The 20356-nt window shown below is 71.8% G+C and carries 23 protein-coding genes; 10 read left to right on the forward strand and 13 right to left on the reverse strand.

What is annotated here, in order from left to right:
- Positions 1-15: 15 nt before the first annotated feature.
- The 3 genes from K1T35_RS47045 to K1T35_RS47055 all read left to right on the forward strand — a co-directional run bounded on the left by K1T35_RS47045 (position 16) and on the right by K1T35_RS47055 (position 2996).
- Positions 16-1020: a glycosyltransferase family 2 protein gene (locus K1T35_RS47045; protein ID WP_220258093.1), complete on the forward strand. Its 1005-nt coding sequence runs from the start codon at positions 16-18 to the stop codon at positions 1018-1020.
- Complete coding sequence (gene trmB, locus K1T35_RS47050) at positions 1013-1747, forward strand: tRNA (guanosine(46)-N7)-methyltransferase TrmB (RefSeq protein WP_220258094.1); 735 nt, start codon at positions 1013-1015, stop codon at positions 1745-1747. Before K1T35_RS47045 ends, trmB begins: the two co-directional genes overlap by 8 nt.
- A gap of 79 nt (positions 1748-1826) precedes the next feature.
- On the forward strand, positions 1827-2996 hold the full coding sequence (locus K1T35_RS47055; protein ID WP_255622793.1) for a nitric oxide synthase oxygenase: 1170 nt from the start codon (positions 1827-1829) through the stop codon (positions 2994-2996).
- A gap of 54 nt (positions 2997-3050) precedes the next feature.
- Here the strand turns inward: K1T35_RS47055 and paaI are convergent, their stop codons facing one another.
- Both paaI and K1T35_RS47065 read right to left on the reverse strand, forming a co-directional pair.
- On the reverse strand, positions 3051-3476 hold the full coding sequence (gene paaI / locus K1T35_RS47060) for a hydroxyphenylacetyl-CoA thioesterase PaaI (protein WP_220258095.1): 426 nt from the start codon (positions 3474-3476) through the stop codon (positions 3051-3053).
- A gap of 53 nt (positions 3477-3529) precedes the next feature.
- The gene (locus K1T35_RS47065) at positions 3530-3946 is read right to left on the reverse strand and encodes a hypothetical protein (protein ID WP_220258096.1); all 417 of its coding nucleotides are present in this window, start codon (positions 3944-3946) and stop codon (positions 3530-3532) included.
- A gap of 30 nt (positions 3947-3976) precedes the next feature.
- On the opposite strand from K1T35_RS47065, the gene K1T35_RS47070 reads away from it, so the two are divergent.
- Entirely contained in the window at positions 3977-4603 is a 627-nt protein-coding gene (locus tag K1T35_RS47070) for an NYN domain-containing protein (RefSeq protein ID WP_220258097.1), read from the forward strand.
- On the forward strand, positions 4552-5916 hold the full coding sequence (locus K1T35_RS47075; RefSeq protein WP_220258098.1) for an amidohydrolase family protein: 1365 nt from the start codon (positions 4552-4554) through the stop codon (positions 5914-5916). The genes K1T35_RS47070 and K1T35_RS47075 overlap by 52 nt, the downstream gene beginning before the upstream one ends.
- A 36-nt stretch (positions 5917-5952) precedes the next feature.
- Here the strand turns inward: K1T35_RS47075 and K1T35_RS47080 are convergent, their stop codons facing one another.
- Positions 5953-6246, reverse strand: a complete 294-nt coding sequence (locus K1T35_RS47080; protein ID WP_220258099.1) for a hypothetical protein — start codon at positions 6244-6246, stop codon at positions 5953-5955.
- A 237-nt stretch (positions 6247-6483) separates the two neighbouring features.
- Complete coding sequence (locus K1T35_RS47085; protein WP_255621412.1) at positions 6484-7359, reverse strand: aldo/keto reductase; 876 nt, start codon at positions 7357-7359, stop codon at positions 6484-6486.
- 150 nt (positions 7360-7509) lie between these two features.
- Between K1T35_RS47085 and K1T35_RS47090 the strand changes: the two genes are divergently transcribed.
- Genes K1T35_RS47090 through pcaD form a run of 3 tightly spaced genes read left to right on the forward strand, consistent with a single transcriptional unit; the run spans position 7510 to position 9927 of the window.
- Positions 7510-8319, forward strand: coding sequence for a CoA transferase subunit A (locus K1T35_RS47090; protein ID WP_220258100.1), 810 nt, complete (start codon positions 7510-7512; stop codon positions 8317-8319).
- Between the two features lie 34 nt (positions 8320-8353).
- Entirely contained in the window at positions 8354-9157 is an 804-nt protein-coding gene (locus K1T35_RS47095; RefSeq protein WP_220258101.1) for a CoA-transferase subunit beta, read from the forward strand.
- Entirely contained in the window at positions 9154-9927 is a 774-nt protein-coding gene (gene pcaD, locus K1T35_RS47100; protein ID WP_220258102.1) for a 3-oxoadipate enol-lactonase, read from the forward strand. Before K1T35_RS47095 ends, pcaD begins: the two co-directional genes overlap by 4 nt.
- A 36-nt stretch (positions 9928-9963) precedes the next feature.
- Here pcaD and K1T35_RS47105 read toward each other — a convergent pair whose 3' ends face one another.
- The 4 genes from K1T35_RS47105 to K1T35_RS47120 are packed head-to-tail and all read right to left on the reverse strand — an operon-like array spanning position 9964 to position 13508.
- Positions 9964-10968 (reverse strand): ABC transporter substrate-binding protein, encoded by a 1005-nt coding sequence (locus K1T35_RS47105; RefSeq protein ID WP_220258103.1) that lies wholly within the window; start codon positions 10966-10968, stop codon positions 9964-9966.
- Positions 10961-11785 (reverse strand): ABC transporter permease, encoded by an 825-nt coding sequence (locus K1T35_RS47110; RefSeq protein WP_220258104.1) that lies wholly within the window; start codon positions 11783-11785, stop codon positions 10961-10963. The genes K1T35_RS47105 and K1T35_RS47110 overlap by 8 nt, the downstream gene beginning before the upstream one ends.
- Positions 11782-12561 (reverse strand): ABC transporter ATP-binding protein, encoded by a 780-nt coding sequence (locus K1T35_RS47115; RefSeq protein WP_220258105.1) that lies wholly within the window; start codon positions 12559-12561, stop codon positions 11782-11784. The genes K1T35_RS47110 and K1T35_RS47115 overlap by 4 nt, the downstream gene beginning before the upstream one ends.
- Positions 12558-13508 (reverse strand): DUF6282 family protein, encoded by a 951-nt coding sequence (locus K1T35_RS47120; RefSeq protein WP_220258106.1) that lies wholly within the window; start codon positions 13506-13508, stop codon positions 12558-12560. The genes K1T35_RS47115 and K1T35_RS47120 overlap by 4 nt, the downstream gene beginning before the upstream one ends.
- A gap of 84 nt (positions 13509-13592) precedes the next feature.
- On the opposite strand from K1T35_RS47120, the gene K1T35_RS47125 reads away from it, so the two are divergent.
- Together K1T35_RS47125 and K1T35_RS47130 are read left to right on the forward strand one after the other, a co-directional pair.
- The gene (locus K1T35_RS47125) at positions 13593-14342 is read left to right on the forward strand and encodes an NAD(P)-dependent oxidoreductase (protein ID WP_220258107.1); all 750 of its coding nucleotides are present in this window, start codon (positions 13593-13595) and stop codon (positions 14340-14342) included.
- 55 nt (positions 14343-14397) lie between these two features.
- Positions 14398-15042, forward strand: coding sequence for a dihydrofolate reductase family protein (locus tag K1T35_RS47130; protein WP_220258108.1), 645 nt, complete (start codon positions 14398-14400; stop codon positions 15040-15042).
- Between the two features lie 3 nt (positions 15043-15045).
- On the opposite strand, the gene K1T35_RS47135 is transcribed toward K1T35_RS47130, so the two are convergent.
- The 5 genes from K1T35_RS47135 to K1T35_RS47155 form a co-directional block, all read right to left on the reverse strand.
- The gene (locus K1T35_RS47135; protein WP_220258109.1) at positions 15046-16911 is read right to left on the reverse strand and encodes a translation factor GTPase family protein; all 1866 of its coding nucleotides are present in this window, start codon (positions 16909-16911) and stop codon (positions 15046-15048) included.
- Between the two features lie 137 nt (positions 16912-17048).
- The gene (gene dnaB, locus K1T35_RS47140; protein WP_220258110.1) at positions 17049-18455 is read right to left on the reverse strand and encodes a replicative DNA helicase; all 1407 of its coding nucleotides are present in this window, start codon (positions 18453-18455) and stop codon (positions 17049-17051) included.
- Between the two features lie 642 nt (positions 18456-19097).
- Entirely contained in the window at positions 19098-19547 is a 450-nt protein-coding gene (gene rplI, locus K1T35_RS47145) for a 50S ribosomal protein L9 (RefSeq protein WP_220258111.1), read from the reverse strand.
- Between the two features lie 14 nt (positions 19548-19561).
- Positions 19562-19798, reverse strand: a complete 237-nt coding sequence (gene rpsR, locus K1T35_RS47150; protein WP_013678623.1) for a 30S ribosomal protein S18 — start codon at positions 19796-19798, stop codon at positions 19562-19564.
- A gap of 33 nt (positions 19799-19831) precedes the next feature.
- Positions 19832-20353 carry a single-stranded DNA-binding protein gene (locus K1T35_RS47155; protein ID WP_220258112.1) on the reverse strand — a complete coding sequence of 174 codons (522 nt, stop codon included), beginning with the start codon at positions 20351-20353 and terminating at the stop codon, positions 19832-19834.
- Positions 20354-20356 lie beyond the last annotated feature (3 nt).

A 20356-nucleotide genomic window follows, 5' to 3' on the forward strand; every position in this document is an offset into this window, starting at 1 on the left:
AGGAGGAGACCACCCGTGGAAAGTCCGGCCGTCACGGCGACCGTCGTGGTCTGCGTGTACACCGAGAAGCGGTGGGACGACATCGTCGCTGCCGTCGCCTCGGTCGCAGCGCAGGACGTGGCGGCGGCGGAAACCCTCGTGATCGTCGACCACAACCCGGCACTGCTCTCCCGCGCGCAGGAGGAGTTCGGTGCGCACGGCGTCCGGGTGCTGCCGAACGCCCACAAGCAGGGGTTGTCCGGCGCGCGCAACACGGCTATCGCCGAGGCGGTGGGCGACGTCGTGGTGTTCCTCGACGACGACGCGGCGGCCCGGCCCGGCTGGCTCGCCGCGCTCCTCGCGCCCTACAGCGACCCGACCGTCAAGGCCGTGGGCGGGGTGGCGCACCCGCGCTGGCCGGTCAACCGGCCACGCGTGCTGCCCGGTGCCGCGCCGTACGACCCGAACGCCACCGGCGAGCTCGACTGGATCGTCGGCTGCACCTACACGGGCCAGCCGGTGCGCCAGGCCGAGGTGCGCAACCTCATGGGCTGCAACATGTCGTTCCGACGCGAAGTGTTCGAGCGGGTCGGCGGCTTCGCGGAGGACATCGGGCGCATCGGGAAGAACCCCCTCGGTTGCGAGGAGACCGAGCTCTGCATCCGCGCCCGGCAGCACTACCAGCGGGCGGGCGAGAAGGTCCGGATCGTGTTCGAGCCGGCCGCGGTCGTCGACCACCGGGTGAGCCCCGATCGCGTCGAGTGGGCCTACCTGCGCCGCCGCAGCTGGGCGGAAGGCCTGTCGAAGGCAGCCGTCTCCAAGCTCGTGGGCAGCGACGACGCTCTGTCCACCGAGCGGAGCTACGTGTCGAGGGTGCTGCCCATCGCCGTGCTGCGCGAGCTCAAGGAGGGCCGCGTGTCGTCCGCTGCCGCCGTCGTCACCGCGCTGGCCTGCACCACCGCAGGCTACGTGCGCGGCAAGCTCCCCGGCGCCACGTCCGGCGTGCGGCTGCCCGCCGCCGCCCCGCGTACCGGTGGCTGAGGCGCCACACCGGCCGATCCCCAGCTTCGTCCACCACCGCAGCCGCCTCACCGAGGGCCAGCAGCACGCGTGGGACCGCTGGTGGCCCGAGCGCGGCCGCGACGTCGGCGACATCCTGAGCGACGCCGAGCCGTACGACCCTCCAGCCTGGTTCGGGCGCACGGCCCCGCTGGTACTGGAGATCGGCTCCGGGATGGGGGAGTCGACGGCCGCGCTCGCCGCGGCCGCACCGGAGCGCGACCACATCGCCGTCGAGGTGTACGAGCCGGGGCTCGCCCAGCTGCTGATGCGGCTCGCCGACGCGGGGCTCACCAACGTCGCCCTGCTGCGCGGCGACGCCGTCGCGCTGCTGCGGGAGCGGGTGCCGCCCGCGTCGCTGGCCGGGATCCGGATCTTCTTCCCGGACCCGTGGCCCAAGCGTCGCCACCGCAAGCGCCGCCTCGTCCAGCCCGGCTTCATCGCGCTCGCGGCGTCCCGGCTGGAACCCGGCGGCCTCCTGCACCTGGCCACCGATTGGGACGACTACGCGGCGCAGATGCGCACCGTGTGTGACGCCGAGCCTGCGCTCGAGAACACGGCAGCTGATCAGCCCGGTGGCTGGGCACCGCGCCCGGACTGGCGGCCTGTTACGAAATTCGAGCAGCGGGCGCACCTCGAAGGGCGGACGGTGCGTGACCTCCTTTACCGCGTCCGTCACGCGGAAGCACGTCGCGGCAACACACCGTAACCGTGTAGGAAGGTCGACGGCCCCTATTCGGGGGCCCCGATTGAGGGGTCGGCTGGAGAAGGGCTGCGGGTTGACACTGATCGCAACGAACGCTGCAGTCCCCTCGCCTCGCACAGATCAATGCCCCGTCACCCACACCCCGCCCACCCCCTGCGCCGTCGACCCGGCGGAGGCGCAAGAGTTTCTGACCCAGTTCCACGCCGAGACCGAGCCGTCCGATCCGCTCGCCAGGCGGGTCTGGCAGATCCGGGATGAGATCGACGCCACCGGCACCTACGCGCACACCCCCGAGGAGCTGGCGTTCGGCGCCCGGCTGGCGTGGCGCAACGCCGCCCGCTGCATCGGCAGGCTGTACTGGAAGAGCCTCTACGTGCGCGACCGCCGCGACGTCACCAGTCCCGCAGCGATCGCCGCCGAGTGCGGCGAGCACCTGCGGGCGGCCACCCGCGATGGCCGGATCCGCTCCACGATCACCGTGTTCGCCCCTGATCGGCCCGATGCTCCCGGCCCGCGCATCCACAACGACCAGCTGATCCGCTACGCCGGGCATCGGACGCCCGCCGGTGACGTGCGCGGCGACGGCAAGTACGCCGATTTCACCGACCGCGCCGTCGCCCTCGGCTGGCCACGGCCCGATCCCCCGGGCAGGTTCGACGTCCTGCCGCTGATCGTCTCCGCGGGCGACGGCGAGCCGCAGGTCTTCGAGGTCCCGCCCGACGTAGTGCTGGAAGTTCCGCTGTCCCACCCGGACCACGAGTGGTTCGCCGAGCTGCGACTGCGCTGGCACGCGGTGCCCGCGATCAGCAACATGCCGCTCGAGATCGGCGGCGTGACCTACCCCGCCGCCCCGTTCAACGGCTGGTACCTCGGCACCGAGATCGGCGCCCGCAACCTCGCCGACGTCGACCGCTACGACCTCCTGCCGGTCATCGCGGAGCGGCTCGGCCTCGACACCAGCTCCGAGCGGACGCTCTGGCGCGACCGCGCGCTCGTCGAGATGGTGCGCGCCGTGCAGCACTCGTTCGACGCGGCGGGCGTGACGATGGCCGACCACCACAACGAGTCGCGGCGGTTCCTCACCCACGTCGAGCGCGAGGAGCGGGCGGGCAGGCGCTGCCCCGCCGACTGGAGCTGGATCGTGCCCCCCGTCTCCGGCGGCCTCACGCCCGTCTACCACCGCTACTACGACGACCCCGACCCCGCCACCCGCCCGGCCTTCCTCCTCCCGGCCCCTCGTCCCGCCACCTGATGCGCATCCACAGCGCGACTCGCGCGCACTCACGGCGCGACTCGCGGGGCGGTCTCAGGGCGGCGGTGGCAGGCCGGGGACCTGGCGGGTGCGGCCGCGGAACTCGGCCACCGGCTGGTCGCCATCGCGGATGGTGACGTCGTAGAGCCCCGACCTTCCGACAAGGGCCCGCTCGACCGCCTCCGCGATGAGCTCGGCGCCGAGCGCGACGGGACGCAGGAACGTGATGTCCGCGCCCACCGCGACGGCCGACGTCCCGTAGCTGTTGCCCGCGTAGGCGAGCGCGGCGTCGGCGAGGAAGAACAGGTATCCGCCATGGCAGATGCCGTGCCCGTTGACGTGCCGCTCCTCGACGGTCAGCGCCACGCGCGCCCGGCCCGGTCCGACGTCGAGCAGGCGCACGCCCACCCCGCGGCCCGCGGCGTCGGCCCGCTCCATCGCCGCGGCGGCCTGCCGGGCGACATCGAGCTCGTCAGCCATGTCGGATTGCCTCCGCCTCGGTCCGTCGGGGCTCGCGGGCCTTCACGGCACGCTCACCGGGGTGAGATCCACGTCTCGTGCAGGTGCCGCGACCGCAGGCCGTACGGCGCGCCGGCGTGCGGCTCCAGCAGCACGGTGCTGCGCCGGCCCGTCCGGCCGGCAGGCCCGTCCTGCCACTCCTCGTACGTGACGACGACCCCGCCGCCATCGGCGTGGACGAGCGCGACCTCGGAGATGCTGATGCGCAGGCCAGGAGCGGTGCCGTACGCGCCCTCGAAGCCGGGCAGCAGCTCGTCCACGCCGAGCAACGCGCCGTCGGGCGCGACCATCGTGAAGCCGGGGGCGTGCGCGTCGGCGAATGCGGCGAACGCGGCAGGGGTCCGCGGTAACCGCCCACCGAGCCAGTCCTCGATCACCCGATGCAGATCGCCGATCTGTGCGGCGCAGCGATTGCGCAGCTCATCCATCACCGCCGGATGCTATCCGGATAGGGTCGTCCGATGATCCCGACCGCGACGGTGCCCCCGGCACCGCGCGTGCTCCTCGTGTGGGACGCGCCGAACATGGACATGAGCCTCGGCTCGCTGCTCGGGGCCCGCCCCACGGCGGCGTTCCGGCCCCGGTTCGACGCCGTCGGCCGCTGGCTGCTCGAGCTCGCGGGGCCGGACGCGGTGGCAGAGGCCACCGTGTTCACGAACGTGGCGCCGGGCAGCACCGAGGTCGTGCGGCCATGGGTCGAGGCGCTGCGCAACGTGGGCTTCGCGGTGTTCGCGAAACCGAAGCTCGCCGACGACTCGGACGTCGACGACGACATGCTCGCCCACATCAAGCTCCGCGCCTCGGAGGGCGGACTGCAGCGGCTCGTGGTCGCCTCCGGCGACGGCAGGGCGTTCCGCGAACCACTCGAGGAACTCGACGCCACGGGTACGGCCGTCACGGTCATCGGGTTCCGCGAGCACGCGAGCTTCGCGCTCAACTCCGAGGTGATCGAGTTCGTCGACCTCGAGGACATCGACGGCGTGTTCCGCGAGCCGCTCCCACGCATCACGCTCGACACGCTGCCCGACGGCGGGGCATGGCTGCCGCCGTTCCGCTCGCTGCGCTCGCTGCTGGAGCCCCGGCGGTGACTCCCACCCGGCTCGTCGCGCCGGTCGTGCTGCCGTGCGATCCGCGTTGCTCGGTGCTGCGCAACGCGGTGGTGGATGTCGACGAGGACGGCCGGATCGCGTACGTCGGGCCGCGCGCCACCGCGCCGGACGGCACGGGCCCGGTGCGGATGCTGCCGGGCGCGCTGCTCCCCGGCCTGGTGAACACCCACGCGCACACCCCGATGATCGCGCTGCGCGGCATGGGTGGGGACCTCCCGCTGCTGCGCTGGCTCCAGGACGTGATGTGGCCCGCGGAGGGCCGGCTCGAGGCGGCGGACGTCCACGTGGCGATGACCTCGGGGTGCGCCGAGCTGCTGCGGACCGGCTGCACCACGAGCGTCGAGATGTACTTCTTCACCGACGCCGTGATCGACGCGGTGTCGGCCGTGGGGTCACGGGTTGTGCTGACGCCGGGCATCATCGCCGCGCCGGGATGGGATCGCCTCGGCACATGGGAGCAGATGCGCGACGACGTGTCCGCGCGGATCGACGCGGTCGGCGTCCGGTCCGGGCCGGGCGAGCGGATCGAGCTCGGCTACGGCCCGCACGCGGCGTACACGCTCCCGCCCGATGCGCTGGCCTCCGTGGCCGAGCACGCGCGCGCCCGCGACGCCCTGATGCACATCCACGTGGCCGAGACGGCGGAGGAGGATCGCGCGCAGCGCGCGTCGCACGGCTCGGTGCCCGCCCTGCTCGACGACGTCGGCGCACTCGGCGGGCGAGTACTCGCCGCGCACGGCGTGCACCTCTCCGAGGTCGACATCGCCCTGCTCGCCTCCAGGGGCACCGCGGTCGCCCACTGCCCTGGGTCCAACGCCAAGCTCGCCGCCGGGGTCGCCCGTGTGACCGCGCTGCGCCGGGCCGGGGTGCGCGTCGGTCTCGGCACCGACGGCCCGGCGTCCGGTGACGACCTCGACATGTGGGCGGAGGCGCGCCTCGCCGGCCTGCTCGCCCGGGTCGGCAGCGGGGACGCCGCGGCCCTGACCGCCGCCGAGCTGCTGTTGATGTCCACGCGGGACGGCGCAGCCGCCATCGGCCGCGAGGACCTCGGGGCGATCGAGGCGGGGCGCTGGGCCGACATCGTGCACGTGGACCTGGACGACCCGGCCTTCGTAGCCCCCGATGACGACGCCCAGCTGCTGTCCAACCTCGTGTGGGCAGGCGGGTCCCGCCTGGTGCGGGACGTGTGGGTGGCAGGGGAGCAGGTGCTCGCCGACGGCGAGCCGACGCGGGTGGACCGGCGAGCCGCCACCGTCGCGCTGCGGGACGTGGCGGCCCGGATCCGCGGCTGACGGGACACCCTGCCGCAGGTGAGTTTCCGGTGGTCGCTATCGCACCCGGCGGTGCCGGCCCGTCTCCGGGAGCTCACGGCGGCTGCGGGGCGGCACGCTCGGGATCGGAGCGGTGAGCGGCTCGCTGTCGAACTCGTCGGCCGGATCGGCCTCGTAGGCGGGTTCGTGCTGCCGGCTGCGCCAGCCGCCGCGCGTCAGTGCATGGAAGATCGGCGTCAGCTCGGCGTCCTCGTTGTGGGCGTGCCGGCCTGAGACCGGTCCCCACTCCTCGTCGGCGCTCGGATAGCGGGTGGCCGCCCACCAGTCGAGGTCCGTCACCAGCTCGGACACACGCCACCTCCGTCGTGGTCTCCATGCACCGGGAATCCTGACTCCGGCCTCACCCTGCTGGGCCGTTCAGCGCATCTACCACCCACAACGGGGACCCCCATGAGGGGAAACGGTTGGATCATGCCCGTTACAGCGACGGGAGGCGATTCCGCTCGATCGGGTGGATCCGGCGTGTCGAGCCCCTCGGCCGAGTAGTCGGGCAACACGCGCAGCGTTCGCGGATCAGGCAGCCAAGAATCAGGCGGCGGTGTCGAGCTCCTCGACGGTGTCGAGGTCCAGCGGGAGGGAGGCCGCTGCGACGTTCTCCTCCAGGTGCGCCACGTCGCTCGTGCCCGGGATCGGCAGCATCACCGACGAGCGCTGGAGCAGCCACGCCAGCGCCACCTGCGCCGGGGTGCCGCCGAGCCGCCGTGCGGTGGCGTCGAGCGCGCCGCCCGGCTCCGCGAGCCGTCCGGCCGCGATCGGCGCCCACGGGATGAACCCGATGCCCTGCTCGGTGCAGAAGCGCAGCACGTCGTCGCTGCTGCGGTCGGCGATGTTGTACCGGTTCTGCACGGTGGCGACGTCGACCACGAGGCGGGCCGCCTCGATCTGGTCCACACCGACCTCGGACAGCCCGACGGCGGCCACCTTGCCCTCCGCCTGCAGCTCTGCGAGCGCGCCGAACTGCTCGTCGGCGGGCACCTGGGGGTCGACCCGGTGCAGCTGGAACAGATCGATCCGCTCGACGCCGAGCTTGCGCAGGCTCTGGTCGCACTGCTGGCGCAGGTATTCCGGTCGGCCGTAGGCGTGCCACTCGTTGGGGCCGGTGCGCAGCAGGCCGGCCTTCGTCGCGATCGTCAGCCCGTCGTACGGGTGCAACGCCTCGCGGAGGATCTCCTCGGCCACGTCCGGGCCGTAGGAGTCGGCGGTGTCGAACAGGTCGACACCGAGGTCGGCCGCGCGCCGCAGCACGGCCACCGCGGCGCCGCGATCGGCAGGCGGACCCCACACGCCGGGGCCGGTGAGCCGCATCGTGCCGAGGCCGAGACGGTGGACCGGGCGCCCCTGCTCGCCGCCCAGCCGGAAGCGGCCGGATGCGGCGGCGGGGCGGGTGTCGGAGAGAGTGCTCACCCGGCACACCATTGCACTGAGCCGGACCGGCCCGCCGCAGAACGTGACAGGCGCCTCGCCGAGGGTCATAACGGTCACCCGGTGGTGCCACATGCCGGAATGAGAGCGCCGTCGATTGCCGGGCCGGGACGAGCGCACTACCGTTCCGGCGTGGCCAAGATCGTGCCGTTGCCGCAGGCCGTGTCCGAACTCGTGCACGACGGCGACACCGTCGCGCTCGAAGGGTTCACGCACCTCATCCCGTTCGCCGCAGGCCACGAGATCATCCGCCAGCACCGGCGGGATCTCACGCTGGTGCGGATGACGCCCGACCTCGTCTACGACCAGATGATCGGGGCGGGCTGTGCGTCCAAGCTGGTGTTCTCCTGGGGCGGCAATCCCGGCGTCGGGTCGCTGCACCGGATGCGCGACGCGCTCGCCAACGCATGGCCCGTCCCCCTCGAGATCGAGGAGCACAGCCACGCCGGGATGGCCAACCGGTACGTGGCGGGCGCCTCCGGCGTGCCGTTCGCGGTGCTCCGCGGCTACAGCGGAACCGATCTGCCCAACCACACCGACACGATCTCGACGGTGCAGTGCCCGTTCACCGGTGAGCGGCTCGCCGCCGTCGCCGCGCTCAACCCCGACGTCGCGATCGTGCACGCCCAGCGTGCAGATCGAGACGGCAACGTCCAGCTGTGGGGCATCACCGGCGTGCAGAAGGAGGCCGTGCTCGCATCCCGCCGGTCGCTGGCCACCGTCGAGGAGATCGTCGACGAGCTGACGCCGGTTCCCGGTGCTGTGGTGCTGCCAGGGTGGGTACTCGACGCGGTGGCGACGGCTCCCGGCGGCGCCGCGCCGTCGTACGCGCACGGGTACTACGAACGTGACAACGCCGCGTACCGGGCGTGGGACGCCATCAGCCGCGACCGGGAGGCGTTCCTGCGCTGGCGACGCACGATCGAGGAGGAAGCGGCATGAGCGCCGACGTTCGTTTTCCCGCGGAGGCGCCAGCATGACCGGTACCGCAGAGCCCGTCGCCGGGACGCAGCAGGCGCCGACGTGGACCGCCGACGAGATGATGAGCATCGCGGCCGCCCGAGCACTCCGCGACGGCCAGGTCTGCTTCGTCGGGATCGGCCTGCCGTCCACGGCCGCCAACCTCGCCCGCAGGCTGCACGCCCCGCGGCTGGTGCTGGTCTACGAGTCGGGCACCCTCGATACCAAGCCCGCGGAGCTCCCGCTCTCCATCGGCGACGGCATCCTCGCCGACTCGGCGCTCGCCGTCGTCGGCGTGCCGGAGATCTTCAACTACTGGCTGCAGCCGGGCCGCATCGACGTCGGGTTTCTCTCGGGCGCCCAGGTCGACCGGCTCGGCAACATCAACACGACGGTGATCGGCGAGTACGACGAGCCGAGCGTCCGCCTGCCCGGCTCGGGCGGTGCCCCCGAGATCGCCGCATCCTGCCGCGAGGTGATCGTCGTGATGCGGCACCGGATGCGGGCCTTCGTCGAGCAGGTCGACTTCGTGACCTCCGTCGGACACGGCAGCGGCCGCGGCGACCGGGAGCTGCTCGGCCTTCGGGGCGCAGGCCCGGTTCGCGTAATCACCGATCTCGGTGTGCTGGAACCGGACCCCGACACGGCGGAGCTGGTGCTCACCGCGCTGCACCAGGGCGTGACCGTGGAGCGGGTGCGCGCCGAGACCGGGTGGCCGCTGCAGGTCGCCGCCGATCTCGTCTTCACGGCGCCGCCCAGCACGACCGAACTGGAGACGCTGCGCGGGATGCGCACCGTCGGCGAGAAGGAGACTTCGTGAGCGTCGACCTGCATTACGTCGACGAAGGCCCTCGCGACGCGCCCGTGCTGGTGCTGTCGGGCTCCCTCGGCTCCACGCTGGAGATGTGGCAGCCGCAGGTCGCGCCGCTCACCGAACGGTTCCGCGTGATCCGGGTGGACCACCGCGGGCACGGTGGCTCTCCGGTGCCTCCCGGGCCGTACGCCATCACCGACCTCGCGGGCGACGTACTCGCCCTGCTCGACCGCCTCGGCCTGGAGCGGGTGGCGTGGTGCGGGCTCTCGATGGGCGGGATGGTCGGGATGTACCTGGGCTCCGAGGCGCCGGAGCGCGTCACGAGCCTCACGCTGTGCTGCACGACCTCGAACTTCCCGGACACCACGGTCTGGAAGGAACGCATCGCGGCGGTCTCCTCCGGTGGCACCGCGCCGCTCGCGGAGGGGATCGTGTCCCGGTGGTTCACCCCGGACTGGGCGGCGGCACACCCCGACACGGTCGCCGAGGCGGCCGCATGGGTGGCCGGCACCCCGGACGATGGTTACCTCGCCTGCTGCCAGGCCCTCGAGGTGTGGGACCACCGCAACCGCCTCGGCGCGATCACCGCCCCGACACTCGTGATCGCCGGGGCGGCCGACCCGTCGACGCCCGTCGAACCGCACGCCCGCACGATCGTCGAGGGCATCCCCGGCGCCCGGCTGGAGGTGCTGGAGGCCGCCCACCTCGCGACGATCGAGGCGGCGGACGAGGCGACGAGGCTGATCACGGAGCACGCGGCCGCCCACCGGGCCTGACGCTAGTGTCCCGAACCGAAAGTCCGGTTCGGGGCACTAGGCGGCGGGCCGACCGGCCAGCACCTCCTCGTACGTCGGCGCCTTCTTCACCAGGCCGCTGTCCAGGTGGAACGTCCGGGCGGTGTCGTAGGAGGCGCGCTCGACCTGCGGGGTACGAGGGACCTCCCGCCCCAGGATCGGGACGAGCGCGTCCAGCGCGGCGGCATCGGTGTTCTCGAGGTACCGGCCGAGCAGGTCGCGCGCCTGCCCGGCGTCACCGTGGATGTCGGACAGTGCCCTGCCGATCGCCCGGTTGAACGCCGCGAGCTCGGCCGGCTTGCGGTCCAGCAGCTTCTGGGTGCTGAACACCACGCCGTGCAGGGCGCCGCGCAGCGTGGGCACGTCGCCACGAACCGGCGAGATGTAGGCCTTCCCGATGTTCGCGGCCTCCACCTGCTGGGCGATCGGTTGGAAGAACGCCAGCGCGTCGACCCGGCCTGCCATGAGCGCCCCGATCGCCGCCGTCGCGGCGCCGCCCAGGTTGACCAGCGTCGAGTCGACCGCCGCGTTGCGGCCGATGCTCGTGAACAGGTGGTTGACGAGCGCCTCCGTGCCGCTGCCCGGACCGGTGATCCCGATCTGCTTCCCGACGAGCGCGGCGATCCTGTCCTCGAGCGTGGCCGGCTCCTCGAACGACCGGGGTACGACGATGTCGACGTAGTACTCGGTGACGAGGCTGGTCACGATCCGCGTACCATCGTCGATCTTGGCCAGGTTGAAGGCGTCGGTGATGACCCCGGCACCGAGGTCGATGCTGCCGCCCTTCAGCGCGGCGGCCACCTTCGCACCGGTGCCCAGCCGCGGCCGCTCACCGAGTTGCACACCCTCCGCCGCGAAATATCCCTTCTCCTCGGCGACGAACAGCGGGAAGAACGCCACGGAGTTGCTGATCTGGCCGATGTTGAGCACGCCCTGCGGGGTGGTCGACTGGCGCGTGGCACACCCGGCCAGCAGCAGCGGCGCCGCGGCAGCGGCCTTGAGGATGGTCCGCCGGCTAGTCATCGGTCGGCTTCCACCGGTTGACGCGCCGCCCGATCAGGCCGACGAACACGTTCAACACGCTCGCGATCACGCTGAGCACCACGAGGGTGGCGAACACGCCCGCGGTGTCGAACTGCGCCGCGGCGTCGTTGATGAGGTAGCCGAGCCCGCGGTTGGACGCCACGAGCTCGCCGATCACCGCACCGATCAGGGCGTAGGGGATCGACACCTTCAGTCCGGTCAGCACCCCGGTCATGGACGCAGGCAGCACCACCTTGCGGGCGATGTCCCGGCGGGTGCCGCCCATCAGGCGCACCGCGTCGATCAGGCCGCGGTCCACCTCGCGCACCCCTGCTGCGGTGTTGAGGAACACCAGGAAGAACACCGTGACCGCGGCGAGCAGCACCTTCATGTGCATGCCGATCCCGAACCACACGATGAACAGCGGCGCGAGCGCGACCTTCGGGATCGAGTACAGGGCCATCATGAACGGGTCGAGCACGCGGTACAGGAGGCTCATCGACGCCAGCACGAACCCGGCGAGCGCGCCGGCGGCGGCGCCGAGGAGGAACCCGTAGACGATCTCCTGGACGGTGATCCACGTGTTCGTCCACAGGGTGCCGTCGGCGCTCCACTCGGCGAGCCGGCCGACGATGTCGCTCGGCCTGCTGATGAACGTGCTGTCGATCCACCGGTCGGCCGCGATCTCCCACAGCACCAGCAGCACGGCGAGCAGCCCGATCCGGGTGGTCCAGACGACGGTGGTGGTGCCGTACCGCTGCCACCACGTGCGTTCCAACCCGACGCGTACCGGCCCCGCGTCAACGGCAACCGTCATGGCTGCTCCTCCTCGGGCGACTCGTTCTTGAGTGCCGTGGACAGCTCCCTGTGCAGCGCCACGAACTCCGGGTCGACCCGCAGGTCGTCGGCCGAGCGCGGACGGGCCAGCCCGATCTCGCGGTCGAGCAGGATCCGGCCGACCCGCCCGAGCACCACGACCCGGTCGCCGAGCAACAGCGCCTCCTCGATGTCGTGCGTCACGAACACCACGGTCTGGCCGCTGCCCTGCCACAGCCGCAGCAGCTCCAGCTGCAGCTCCATGCGCAGCTGCGCGTCGAGCGCGCCGAACGGCTCGTCCATCAGCAGCGTCTCCGGGCTGCCCGCGAGCATGCGCGCGAGGCCGGCCCGCCGCCGCATCCCGCCGGACAGCTCGCGCGGGTAGTGCTTCTCGAACCCGGCGAGGCCGACCCGCTGCACGAGGTCGGTGGCGACGGCCCGCCGCTTCGCGGTGTCGACGCCGCGGATCTCCAGCGGCATCTCGACGTTGCGCAGGACGTCGCGCCACGGCATCAGCGTGTCGTGCTGCGTGAGGTAGCCGATCTGGATATCCGGCCCGGCCAACCTGCGGTCCCGGTACCAGATCTCGCCGGTGCTCGGCGGGGTGAGCCCGGCGAGCATGTTGAGCAGGGTCGACTTGCCGCAGCCACTGCGCCCCAGGATCGTGACGAATGTGCCCTCCGCGATGCTCACGCTGAGCTCGCGCAGGGCGACGATCGCCTCGTCGCCCTTGGCGAACCGCTTGGTCACAGCATTGGCTGTGAGGACCGCGGTCACCGCTGGTCTCCCGGTGCGTCGGGCAGCGGGTCTGCCCCGACCAGCCAGCGGCTGTTGTGGACGGTCATGAGCCGCACCTCGTCGTCGGTGAAGCCGGCATCCAGCAGCCGGTCGGCGGCCAGCGCGAGACCGTCCTCGACCGGTGGGTTGAACGGTTGGCCCAGGTCGCTGGAGATCACCGAGTGCCGCGGCCCGACTTCGCGGATGTTGCCGAGCCACACGTCCCAGGACACCTTGCCCGTGTACGGCGTTGTGTAACAGCGTTCCAGCAGAGCGCCCTTCTCGGCGAGCGCACGCTGCCGCTGCACACCGATCCGCTGGGAGGTGAACTCCGGATGCGTCACGACGATGCGCCGCACGCCTTCGTCGAGCGCCGCGTCGATGACCGCGACGGACTCGTCCTGGTGCACGTGCCCGGTGGCGAGCGTCATGTCGTGCATGGCGACGAGCCGCAGCACCTGCCGCGTGCGCTCCAGCACCTTGCCGTCCGCGTCGAGCACGTCCACCGGGTCGGCGGCCATGCCGGCCGCGGCGAGGTCGGCCTGCAGCTGCGCCCACATCGGCGGCTTCGCGCCCTCCGGCTCCTCGGCATGGCAGGCACGCTGATTCGCGCTGTCGACCGTGGGCAGCCACACGAACCGCGCGCCACCTCGGCCCGCGATCTCCACCGCGATCGGGTTGAGCCCGCCGACCGACGCGTTGAGGGTGATGGCACCGAGCGCGTCGACGCCGGGGCGGGCCCGCCGGACCACCTCGGCACGTTCGGCCGTCGACGTGTAGTGGGACTTGAGGACGAATCCCGCCATGCCGACGGCTGCGAACCGCTCGGCGAGGGTGACGTCGTCGATCCGCCGCCGCATCACGTCGGGAGCGACGTGGATGTGCACGTCGTAAGCGCCTCGCACCAGCTCGCGCGCATGGGCCGATGGCTCTGGGTGCTCGGTCATGGAGCTCCTTCGCTTCAATTCTCGCCAAAATTGTTGACAATCATGGTGGCAATGTCAAGGCTCGGCGGGGAGGAGAGGAAACCGATGAGAGCAACCATCGCCGTGCTCGGCCTCGGCGAGGCCGGGGGCGCCTTCGCGCGCGACCTCGTCGCCGCAGGCGCGGCCGTACGGGGCTACGACCCGGCCGTCCCGGCCCCGGACGGCGTGCTCGACACCGGTTCCGAGGCCGAGGCCGCCAAAGGCGCCGACCTCGTGCTGAGCGTGAACAGCGCATCGGCCGCGCTCGACGCGCTCGAGGCGGGCCTCGCCACGGCCGCGATGTGGGCCGACCTCAACACCGCATCGCCCGGCACGAAGCGCAGGCTCGCCGAGATCGCGGCGGCGCACGGTGTGCCCTTCGCGGATGTGGCGATCATGGCGCCCGTTCCGGGGCACGGGCTGCGGGTTCCGATGCTCGCCACCGGCCAGGCGGCCCACCAGGTGACGGAGATCCTTCGCCCCTTCGGAGCATCGGTCGAGGTCATTACCGGACCGGCCGGCCTGGCCGCCGAACGCAAGCTGCTGCGCAGCGTGTTCTTCAAGGGAATGGCGGCCGCCGTAGTGGAGGCGCTGACCGCGGCCCGGGCCGCCGGGTGCGAGGACTGGCTCCGGGAGGTCATCGAGAACGAGCTGGCCCGGGTGGACGCCGCCACTGTGGAGCGGCTGGTCAGCGGTTCCCACCGGCACGCCGTGCGGCGCACGGCGGAGATGGCCGCGGCGGCCGAGATGCTCGGCGAGCTCGGAGTGCCCGCGGACGTCGCCGCCGCGGCTCGCGATCACCTCGCCCGACTGTGACGACCGTCACCCCACCCGCATGACAAGAGCCGGTGAGCGGTTCCGACCCCTCCACATGAGTCAGCTACTGAGGGTCCAGAACTTCACCGTCTCACGCGACGGCTTCGGCGCAGGCGAGGGCCAGAGCCTCGAGCGGCCATTCGGCCATGCCGATCCCCGGGAAATGATCGCCTGGGCCGGCGCAACCGCGAGCTGGCCCAACCGGACCGACCCCGGTGGAAGCCGCGGCCTCGACGACTACTTCACGAGGGACTTCACCAACAACATCGGCGCCGAGATCATGGGCCGCAACAAGTTCGGCCCGCAGCGCGGTCCCTGGCGCGACCACGAGTGGCTCGGCTGGTGGGGTGACGAGCCTCCGTTCCACACGCCGGTGTTCGTGCTGACCCACCATGAGCGTCCGTCGTTCACGCTCTCCGACACGACGTTCCACTTCGTCGACGGCGATCCGGCCACGGTGCTCGAGCAGGCGAAGGAGGCGGCGCAGGGCAAGGATGTCCGGCTCGGTGGCGGGGCCACCACCATCCGGGAGTTCCTCGACGCCGACCTCGTCGACACCCTGCACGTGGCGGTCTCCCACGTCGAGCTCGGATCCGGGGTGCGGCTCTGGAAGTCGCCCGACGAGCTGCTCAACCGGTTCCACCTCGAGGTCGTGCCCAGCCCGAGCGGCGTGACCCACCACCTGTTCTGGCGCCGGTAGCCGTCAGCTCGGCTGATCCGCAGCGGGGCGCGTCCACCACACCGCCTCGCCTCGGGTGAGGCCGGGGAGGGTGCGCTGCACCGCGTCGAGCCGGCGGGCCGGAACCGTGCCCGCGAGCCGCCACCGGGCGGCATCGCCCGCGGTCTCCGCGATGCGCGCCCCGAGCACCGTGATCCGCGCGACGACCTCGCTGAGCACGTCGGCCGGGATCTCCAGCTCGAACGCGTGGTACGGCTCGTACACCCGCGTGCCCGCCCGCTCCAGCGCCCTGGCCAGCACCAACGCGGTGAGGCACCGGAAGTCGGCGGCCACGCTCGTCGGCGCGTCGAAGCCGGAGCGCACGAGCGTGACGCGGCAGTCGGTCACCGCCCACCCCTGCGGTCCCCGTCTGCTCGCGAGGTGCACGGTCTCCTCGATCGCGGTGTGGAACGCCCGCGGGAGCGCCCCGAGCTCGGTCTCGTACCGGAACGTGACACCGCTGTCCCGGGGCCCGGGCTCGACGCGCAGCCCGACCGTCGCCCAGTAGCGGCCCAGCGCCGGCCCGCGCCTGCCGAACTCCTCGACGGCCTCACCCACGCCCACCGGCCGTTCGACACACACGATCCGGCTCGGCGTGAACTCCGCTTCGACACCGTGCTCGATGGCGAGCCGCTCGGCGATGACCTCCTTCTGCACCTCGCCGTACAGCAGCACCTCCGTGGCGCCGCCCGGCACCACATGCGCGTGGATCAGCGGATCCTCGTCGGCCAGGCTCGTGAGCGCGGCGTGCAGGCGGCCCGCGTCGGCCGGGTCGCGGGGACGGACGGTCGTGCGCAGGGTCGGGCGAGCGAAGCGCGGGCCCGCCTCGTCAGCAGCGACGCCGCCGAGCCGGTCGCCCACCTTCGGCTCCAGCCCGCCGAGTCGGCCGATGTCGCCGGCCACGAGCCGCTCGGTGCCGTTGCGCCCGACCACCCGGAGGGACGTGACCTGTGCGGGCAGCTCATCGCAGCCTCCGTCCTGGCGGCGCCTGCGGATCACCACACGCTGCCGCGGACGGACCTCACCGGCGAAGAGCCGCACGTAAGCGAGCTTCTGCCCGGACGGCTCCCGCTCGACGGCGAAGACGGTGCCCCGCGGCCCGGCGGCCGCCACGACCGGCGCGGGAGGGAGCAGTCGCACGATCCCGTCGAGCAGCGCCGGGATGCCGGCCCCGCTCAGCGCCGAGCCTGCGAACAGGGGCTGGACCCGCCCGGCCGCGGTGCCCGCGGCGAGTGCGTCCGCCACCTCGGCGGCCGTCGGCGGCGGCCCCTCCACGACGCGCGCGAGCACGCGGTCGTCGGTCTCGGCGAGCACCTCCGCGATCTCCGGCCGGTCGAGCGGTTCGGCAACCGCGGAGGCCACCCGTGTTCCGAGTGCGGCGATTCTCGTCATCTTGACTACATTCGGGGCGATCGTGCGCCTGACCTCGGCGAGCAGCTCGTCATCGCGGGCACCTCGCCGGTCGATCTTGTTGGCGAACAGCAGGGTGGGCAGCCGCATCTCGCGGACCGTGCGCATCAGCACGCGCGTCTGCGCCTGCACGCCCTCGACGGCGGAGAGCACGAGCACCACCCCGTCGAGCACGCCGAGCGCGCGCTCGACCTCGGCGATGAAGTCCGGGTGGCCGGGCGTGTCTATGAGGTTGACGTGGGTGGCGCCGACAGTGAACGCCGCCACCGCCGAGCGGACGGTGATCCCCCGTTGCCGCTCGATGGCGCCGGTGTCGGTCTGGGTGTCGCCGCCGTCGACGCTGCCGAGGCGCGCGATGGCGCCGGTGTCGTAGAGCAGGCGCTCGGTGAGGCTGGTCTTACCGGCGTCGATGTGAGCGAGTATCCCGATGTTGAGGGGCATGGGTGACGAAGTCCTCGAATACCACGATGCGATGGGGACGCTGGGGTGTTCCGAGGAGTTCGCGCATCGAAGGGCTCCCGCCGCCGGTCGTTCGGACCGGGGGATCGTGACGAGGCGCTACCGACCGGGCAAGCGAATTAGCCGTGGGCCAGGTCGGAGAAGCGGCTGTAGTGCAGCTGGTGGGCCACGGTGATGGTGCTCGTGGGGCCGTTGCGGTGCTTGGCCAGGATCAGGTCGGCCTCGCCCGCCCGCGGGTCGTCGCGCTCGAACGCGTCGGGGCGGTGCAACAGGATGACCATGTCCGCATCCTGCTCGATCGACCCGGATTCGCGCAGGTCAGAGAGCTGCGGGCGCTTGTCGGTGCGCTGCTCCGGGCCACGGTTCAGCTGGCTCATCGCCACCACAGGCACTTCGAGCTCCTTGGCCAGCAGCTTGATCTGCCGGGAGAACTCCGACACCTCCTGCTGCCGGGACTCGACCTTGCGCCCGGACGTCATCAGCTGCAGGTAGTCGAGGATGACGAGCTTGAGGTCGTGGCGCTGCTTGAGCCGGCGCGCCTTGGCGCGGATCTCCATCAGCGTGAGGTTGGGCGAGTCGTCGATGAACAGCGGCGCCTCGCTGATCTCGCTCATGCGCCGCGCCATGCGCGTCCAGTCGTCGTCGCTCATCCGACCGGCGCGCATGTCGGCCAGCCGGATCCGCGCCTCCGCCGACAGCAGGCGCATGACGATCTCGGACTTGCTCATCTCCAGCGAGAACACGACGCTGGTGAGACCGTGCTTCACGGAGCACGACCTGGCGAAATCCAGTCCCAGGGTACTTTTCCCAAGCCCAGGCCTAGCAGCCACGACGATCATCTGGCCCGGGTGCAGGCCGTTGGTGACGGCGTCGAGGTCGGCGAATCCCGTTGGCACGCCGAGGGCCACGCCGCCGCGCGAGGCGATGGCGTCGATCTCGTCCATCGTGGGCTGCAGCAGCTCCTCGAGCGGGACGAAGTCCTCACTGGTGCTGCGGTCGGTGACCTCGTAGATGGCGGCCTGCGCGCGGTCGACGACGTCGTTGACCTCGGCTCCGTCGGCCCCGTGGTACCCGAGCTGCACGATGCGCGTGCCGGCCTCGACGAGCCGGCGCAGGATCGCCTTCTCCGCGACGATCTCGGCGTAGTAGGCCGCGTTGGCGGCGGTGGGCACGGTGGCGATCAGCGTGTGCAGGTACGGCGCGCCGCCGAGCCGGATCAGCTCACCGCGACGCTGCAGCTCGGCGGACACGGTGACGGCGTCGGCAGGCTCCCCACGGCCGTAGAGGTCGAGGACGCAGTCGTAGACCGTCTGGTGGGCCGGCTTGTAGAAGTCGTCCGGCCGCAGGATCTCGACGACGTCGGCGATGGCGTCCTTGGACAGGAGCATGCCGCCGAGCACCGACTGCTCGGCGGTGAGGTCCTGCGGCGGCTGCCGGTCGAACATGCCGGATGGGTCGGCCCCGTCACCCGCCGGGCGGACCGAGCGCGGCCTCCCCGTCGCCGGTCGGTCGTCAGCCAGAGCCATACGCAGCGTCACCCCCTGCCGCCATTGTATCGAACAAAGGTTCGATAAGCTCGACGACGTCCGGATGACCTCCCGGAAAACGGGAACTGTCGGCCGGGTCGAGTCCTCGTACCCCGGAGGCAGGTTAAGCGCCTCGTCCGACCCGACCAAACCGGACTGTGCGCGAGGCTGTGGACCGCCTGGGGACGGATCGGTGCCGGCCAGGGAACATGTAATGAGCAACCTGTGGAAGACGTGGGGACAACTCGTCAATCAACCACTTATAGGCAGGTCAGGGCACTATAGGAAGGTGTGGACAACTTTCTCCCGCGACACGCCGGACACGAACGGCTCGGCGTGTCGCCACCCCGCGGAGATCGCCCACTCGCCGCGTCCGACCGATCACTCGGCGATGCCGGCGTCACTTCTCGGCGCGCCACCTGGACGAGTGATCCAGCACCTCTCACCCGGGTGCAGAAACGTGAACGGGGCGGAACCTGGATCTCGGATCCGGGTTCCGCCCCGTTCACAGTGAGTGATTGCGGATCAACCGCTCATGATCGCCAGAACCGGCGGGCCGTGAAGGGCGCCGGCACGTAAACGAAAGCGAGCCGTGTCCGCGGAAATCGCGGACACGGCTCGCTCACTGGCACGATGCCGTGGTCAGTTCGCGACGACGGTCAGGTCCAGTTCGGTGGTGACCTCCGGGTGCAGCCGCACGGTGACCTTGTGGGTGCCGACGGTCTTGATCTGCCCCGACACCTCGACGGCGCGCCGGTCGAGCGCGGGCCCGCCGGCCGCACGGACGGCCTCGGCGACGTCAGCGGACGTGACCGAACCGAACAGGCGTCCGGAGTCACCCGCTGCCTTCGCCCTGACCGTGAGGCTGAGCGCGGCGAGCTGGCCCGCAACCTCCTTGGCGTGGCCGAGGTCGCGGATCTGGCGGGCGCGCTGTGCGCGCTGGATGGACGCCACCTGCTTCTCGGCTCCGCGAGTGGCCACGACGGCCAGCTTGCGGGGGAGCAGGAGGTTGCGGCCGTAGCCGTCCTTGACCTCGACGATGTCGCCCGGTGCGCCCAGGTTGGGCACATCGGCGGTGAGGATGAGCTTCATACCGGTACTCCCCCTCAGCGCGCGGTCGAGGTGTAGGGCAGCAGCGCGACCTCGCGGGAGTTCTTGACCGCGACCGCGACGTCACGCTGGTGCTGACGGCAGTTGCCGGTGACCCGGCGGGCCCGGATCTTGCCGCGGTCGGAGATGAACTTCCGCAGCAGGCCGGTGTCCTTGTAGTCGATCTCCTGGGCCTTGTCCTTGCAGAACGCGCACACCTTCTTCTTCGGCTTGCGCAGGACGGGCTTCGCCATTGGTGGTTCTCCTGGTTGTTGCTATGCGTGAGGTCAGAAGGGGGGCTCGTCGTCGGCGACGGGGCCACTGCCGGCAGGCGGCGCGGATCCCCACGGGTCATCGGCGGGAGCGCCGCCGGAGTACCCGCCGCCGCCACCGCCGCCACCGCCGCCGCCACTGCCGCCGCCGTAGCCCCCGCTGCCGCCGCCCCGGTTGACCTTGTTGACCTTGGCCGTGGCGTAGCGGAGCGACGGGCCGACCTCGTCGACCTCGAGCTCGACGACGGTGCGCTTCTCGCCCTCGCGGGTCTCGAACGACCGCTGACGCAGGCGCCCGGACACCATCACGCGCATCCCGCGCGTGAGCGACTCGGCGACGTTCTCCGCCGCCTGCCGCCAGACGTTGCACCGCAGGAACAGCGCGTCGCCGTCCTTCCACTCGCCGGACTGGCGGTCGAAGTTGCGCGGGGTGGACGCCACCGTGAAGTTGGCGACCGCGGCCCCGGACGGGGTGAAGCGCAGCTCGGGATCGGCGGTGAGGTTGCCGATCACCGTGATGACGGTCTCGCCGGCCATCTC

Source organism: Pseudonocardia sp. DSM 110487 (assembly GCF_019468565.1).
GTDB lineage: Bacteria > Actinomycetota > Actinomycetes > Mycobacteriales > Pseudonocardiaceae > Pseudonocardia.

Coding starts and splice junctions, on each gene's coding strand:
- paaI (WP_220258095.1), bottom strand. CDS start 3,476: ATGGCTGACGAGCTCGATGTCGCCCGGCAGGCCGCCGCGGCGATGGAG.
- K1T35_RS47070 (WP_220258097.1), top strand. CDS start 3,977: ATGATCCCGACCGCGACGGTGCCCCCGGCACCGCGCGTGCTCCTCGTG.
- K1T35_RS47075 (WP_220258098.1), top strand. CDS start 4,552: ATGGCTGCCGCCGTTCCGCTCGCTGCGCTCGCTGCTGGAGCCCCGGCG.
- K1T35_RS47095 (WP_220258101.1), top strand. CDS start 8,354: ATGACCGGTACCGCAGAGCCCGTCGCCGGGACGCAGCAGGCGCCGACG.
- K1T35_RS47105 (WP_220258103.1), bottom strand. CDS start 10,968: ATGACTAGCCGGCGGACCATCCTCAAGGCCGCTGCCGCGGCGCCGCTG.
- K1T35_RS47110 (WP_220258104.1), bottom strand. CDS start 11,785: ATGACGGTTGCCGTTGACGCGGGGCCGGTACGCGTCGGGTTGGAACGC.
- K1T35_RS47120 (WP_220258106.1), bottom strand. CDS start 13,508: ATGACCGAGCACCCAGAGCCATCGGCCCATGCGCGCGAGCTGGTGCGA.
- K1T35_RS47125 (WP_220258107.1), top strand. CDS start 13,593: ATGAGAGCAACCATCGCCGTGCTCGGCCTCGGCGAGGCCGGGGGCGCC.
- K1T35_RS47130 (WP_220258108.1), top strand. CDS start 14,398: ATGAGTCAGCTACTGAGGGTCCAGAACTTCACCGTCTCACGCGACGGC.
- K1T35_RS47135 (WP_220258109.1), bottom strand. CDS start 16,911: ATGCCCCTCAACATCGGGATACTCGCTCACATCGACGCCGGTAAGACC.
- dnaB (WP_220258110.1), bottom strand. CDS start 18,455: ATGGCTCTGGCTGACGACCGACCGGCGACGGGGAGGCCGCGCTCGGTC.
- rplI (WP_220258111.1), bottom strand. CDS start 19,547: ATGAAGCTCATCCTCACCGCCGATGTGCCCAACCTGGGCGCACCGGGC.
- rpsR (WP_013678623.1), bottom strand. CDS start 19,798: ATGGCGAAGCCCGTCCTGCGCAAGCCGAAGAAGAAGGTGTGCGCGTTC.
- K1T35_RS47155 (WP_220258112.1), bottom strand. CDS start 20,353: ATGGCCGGCGAGACCGTCATCACGGTGATCGGCAACCTCACCGCCGAT.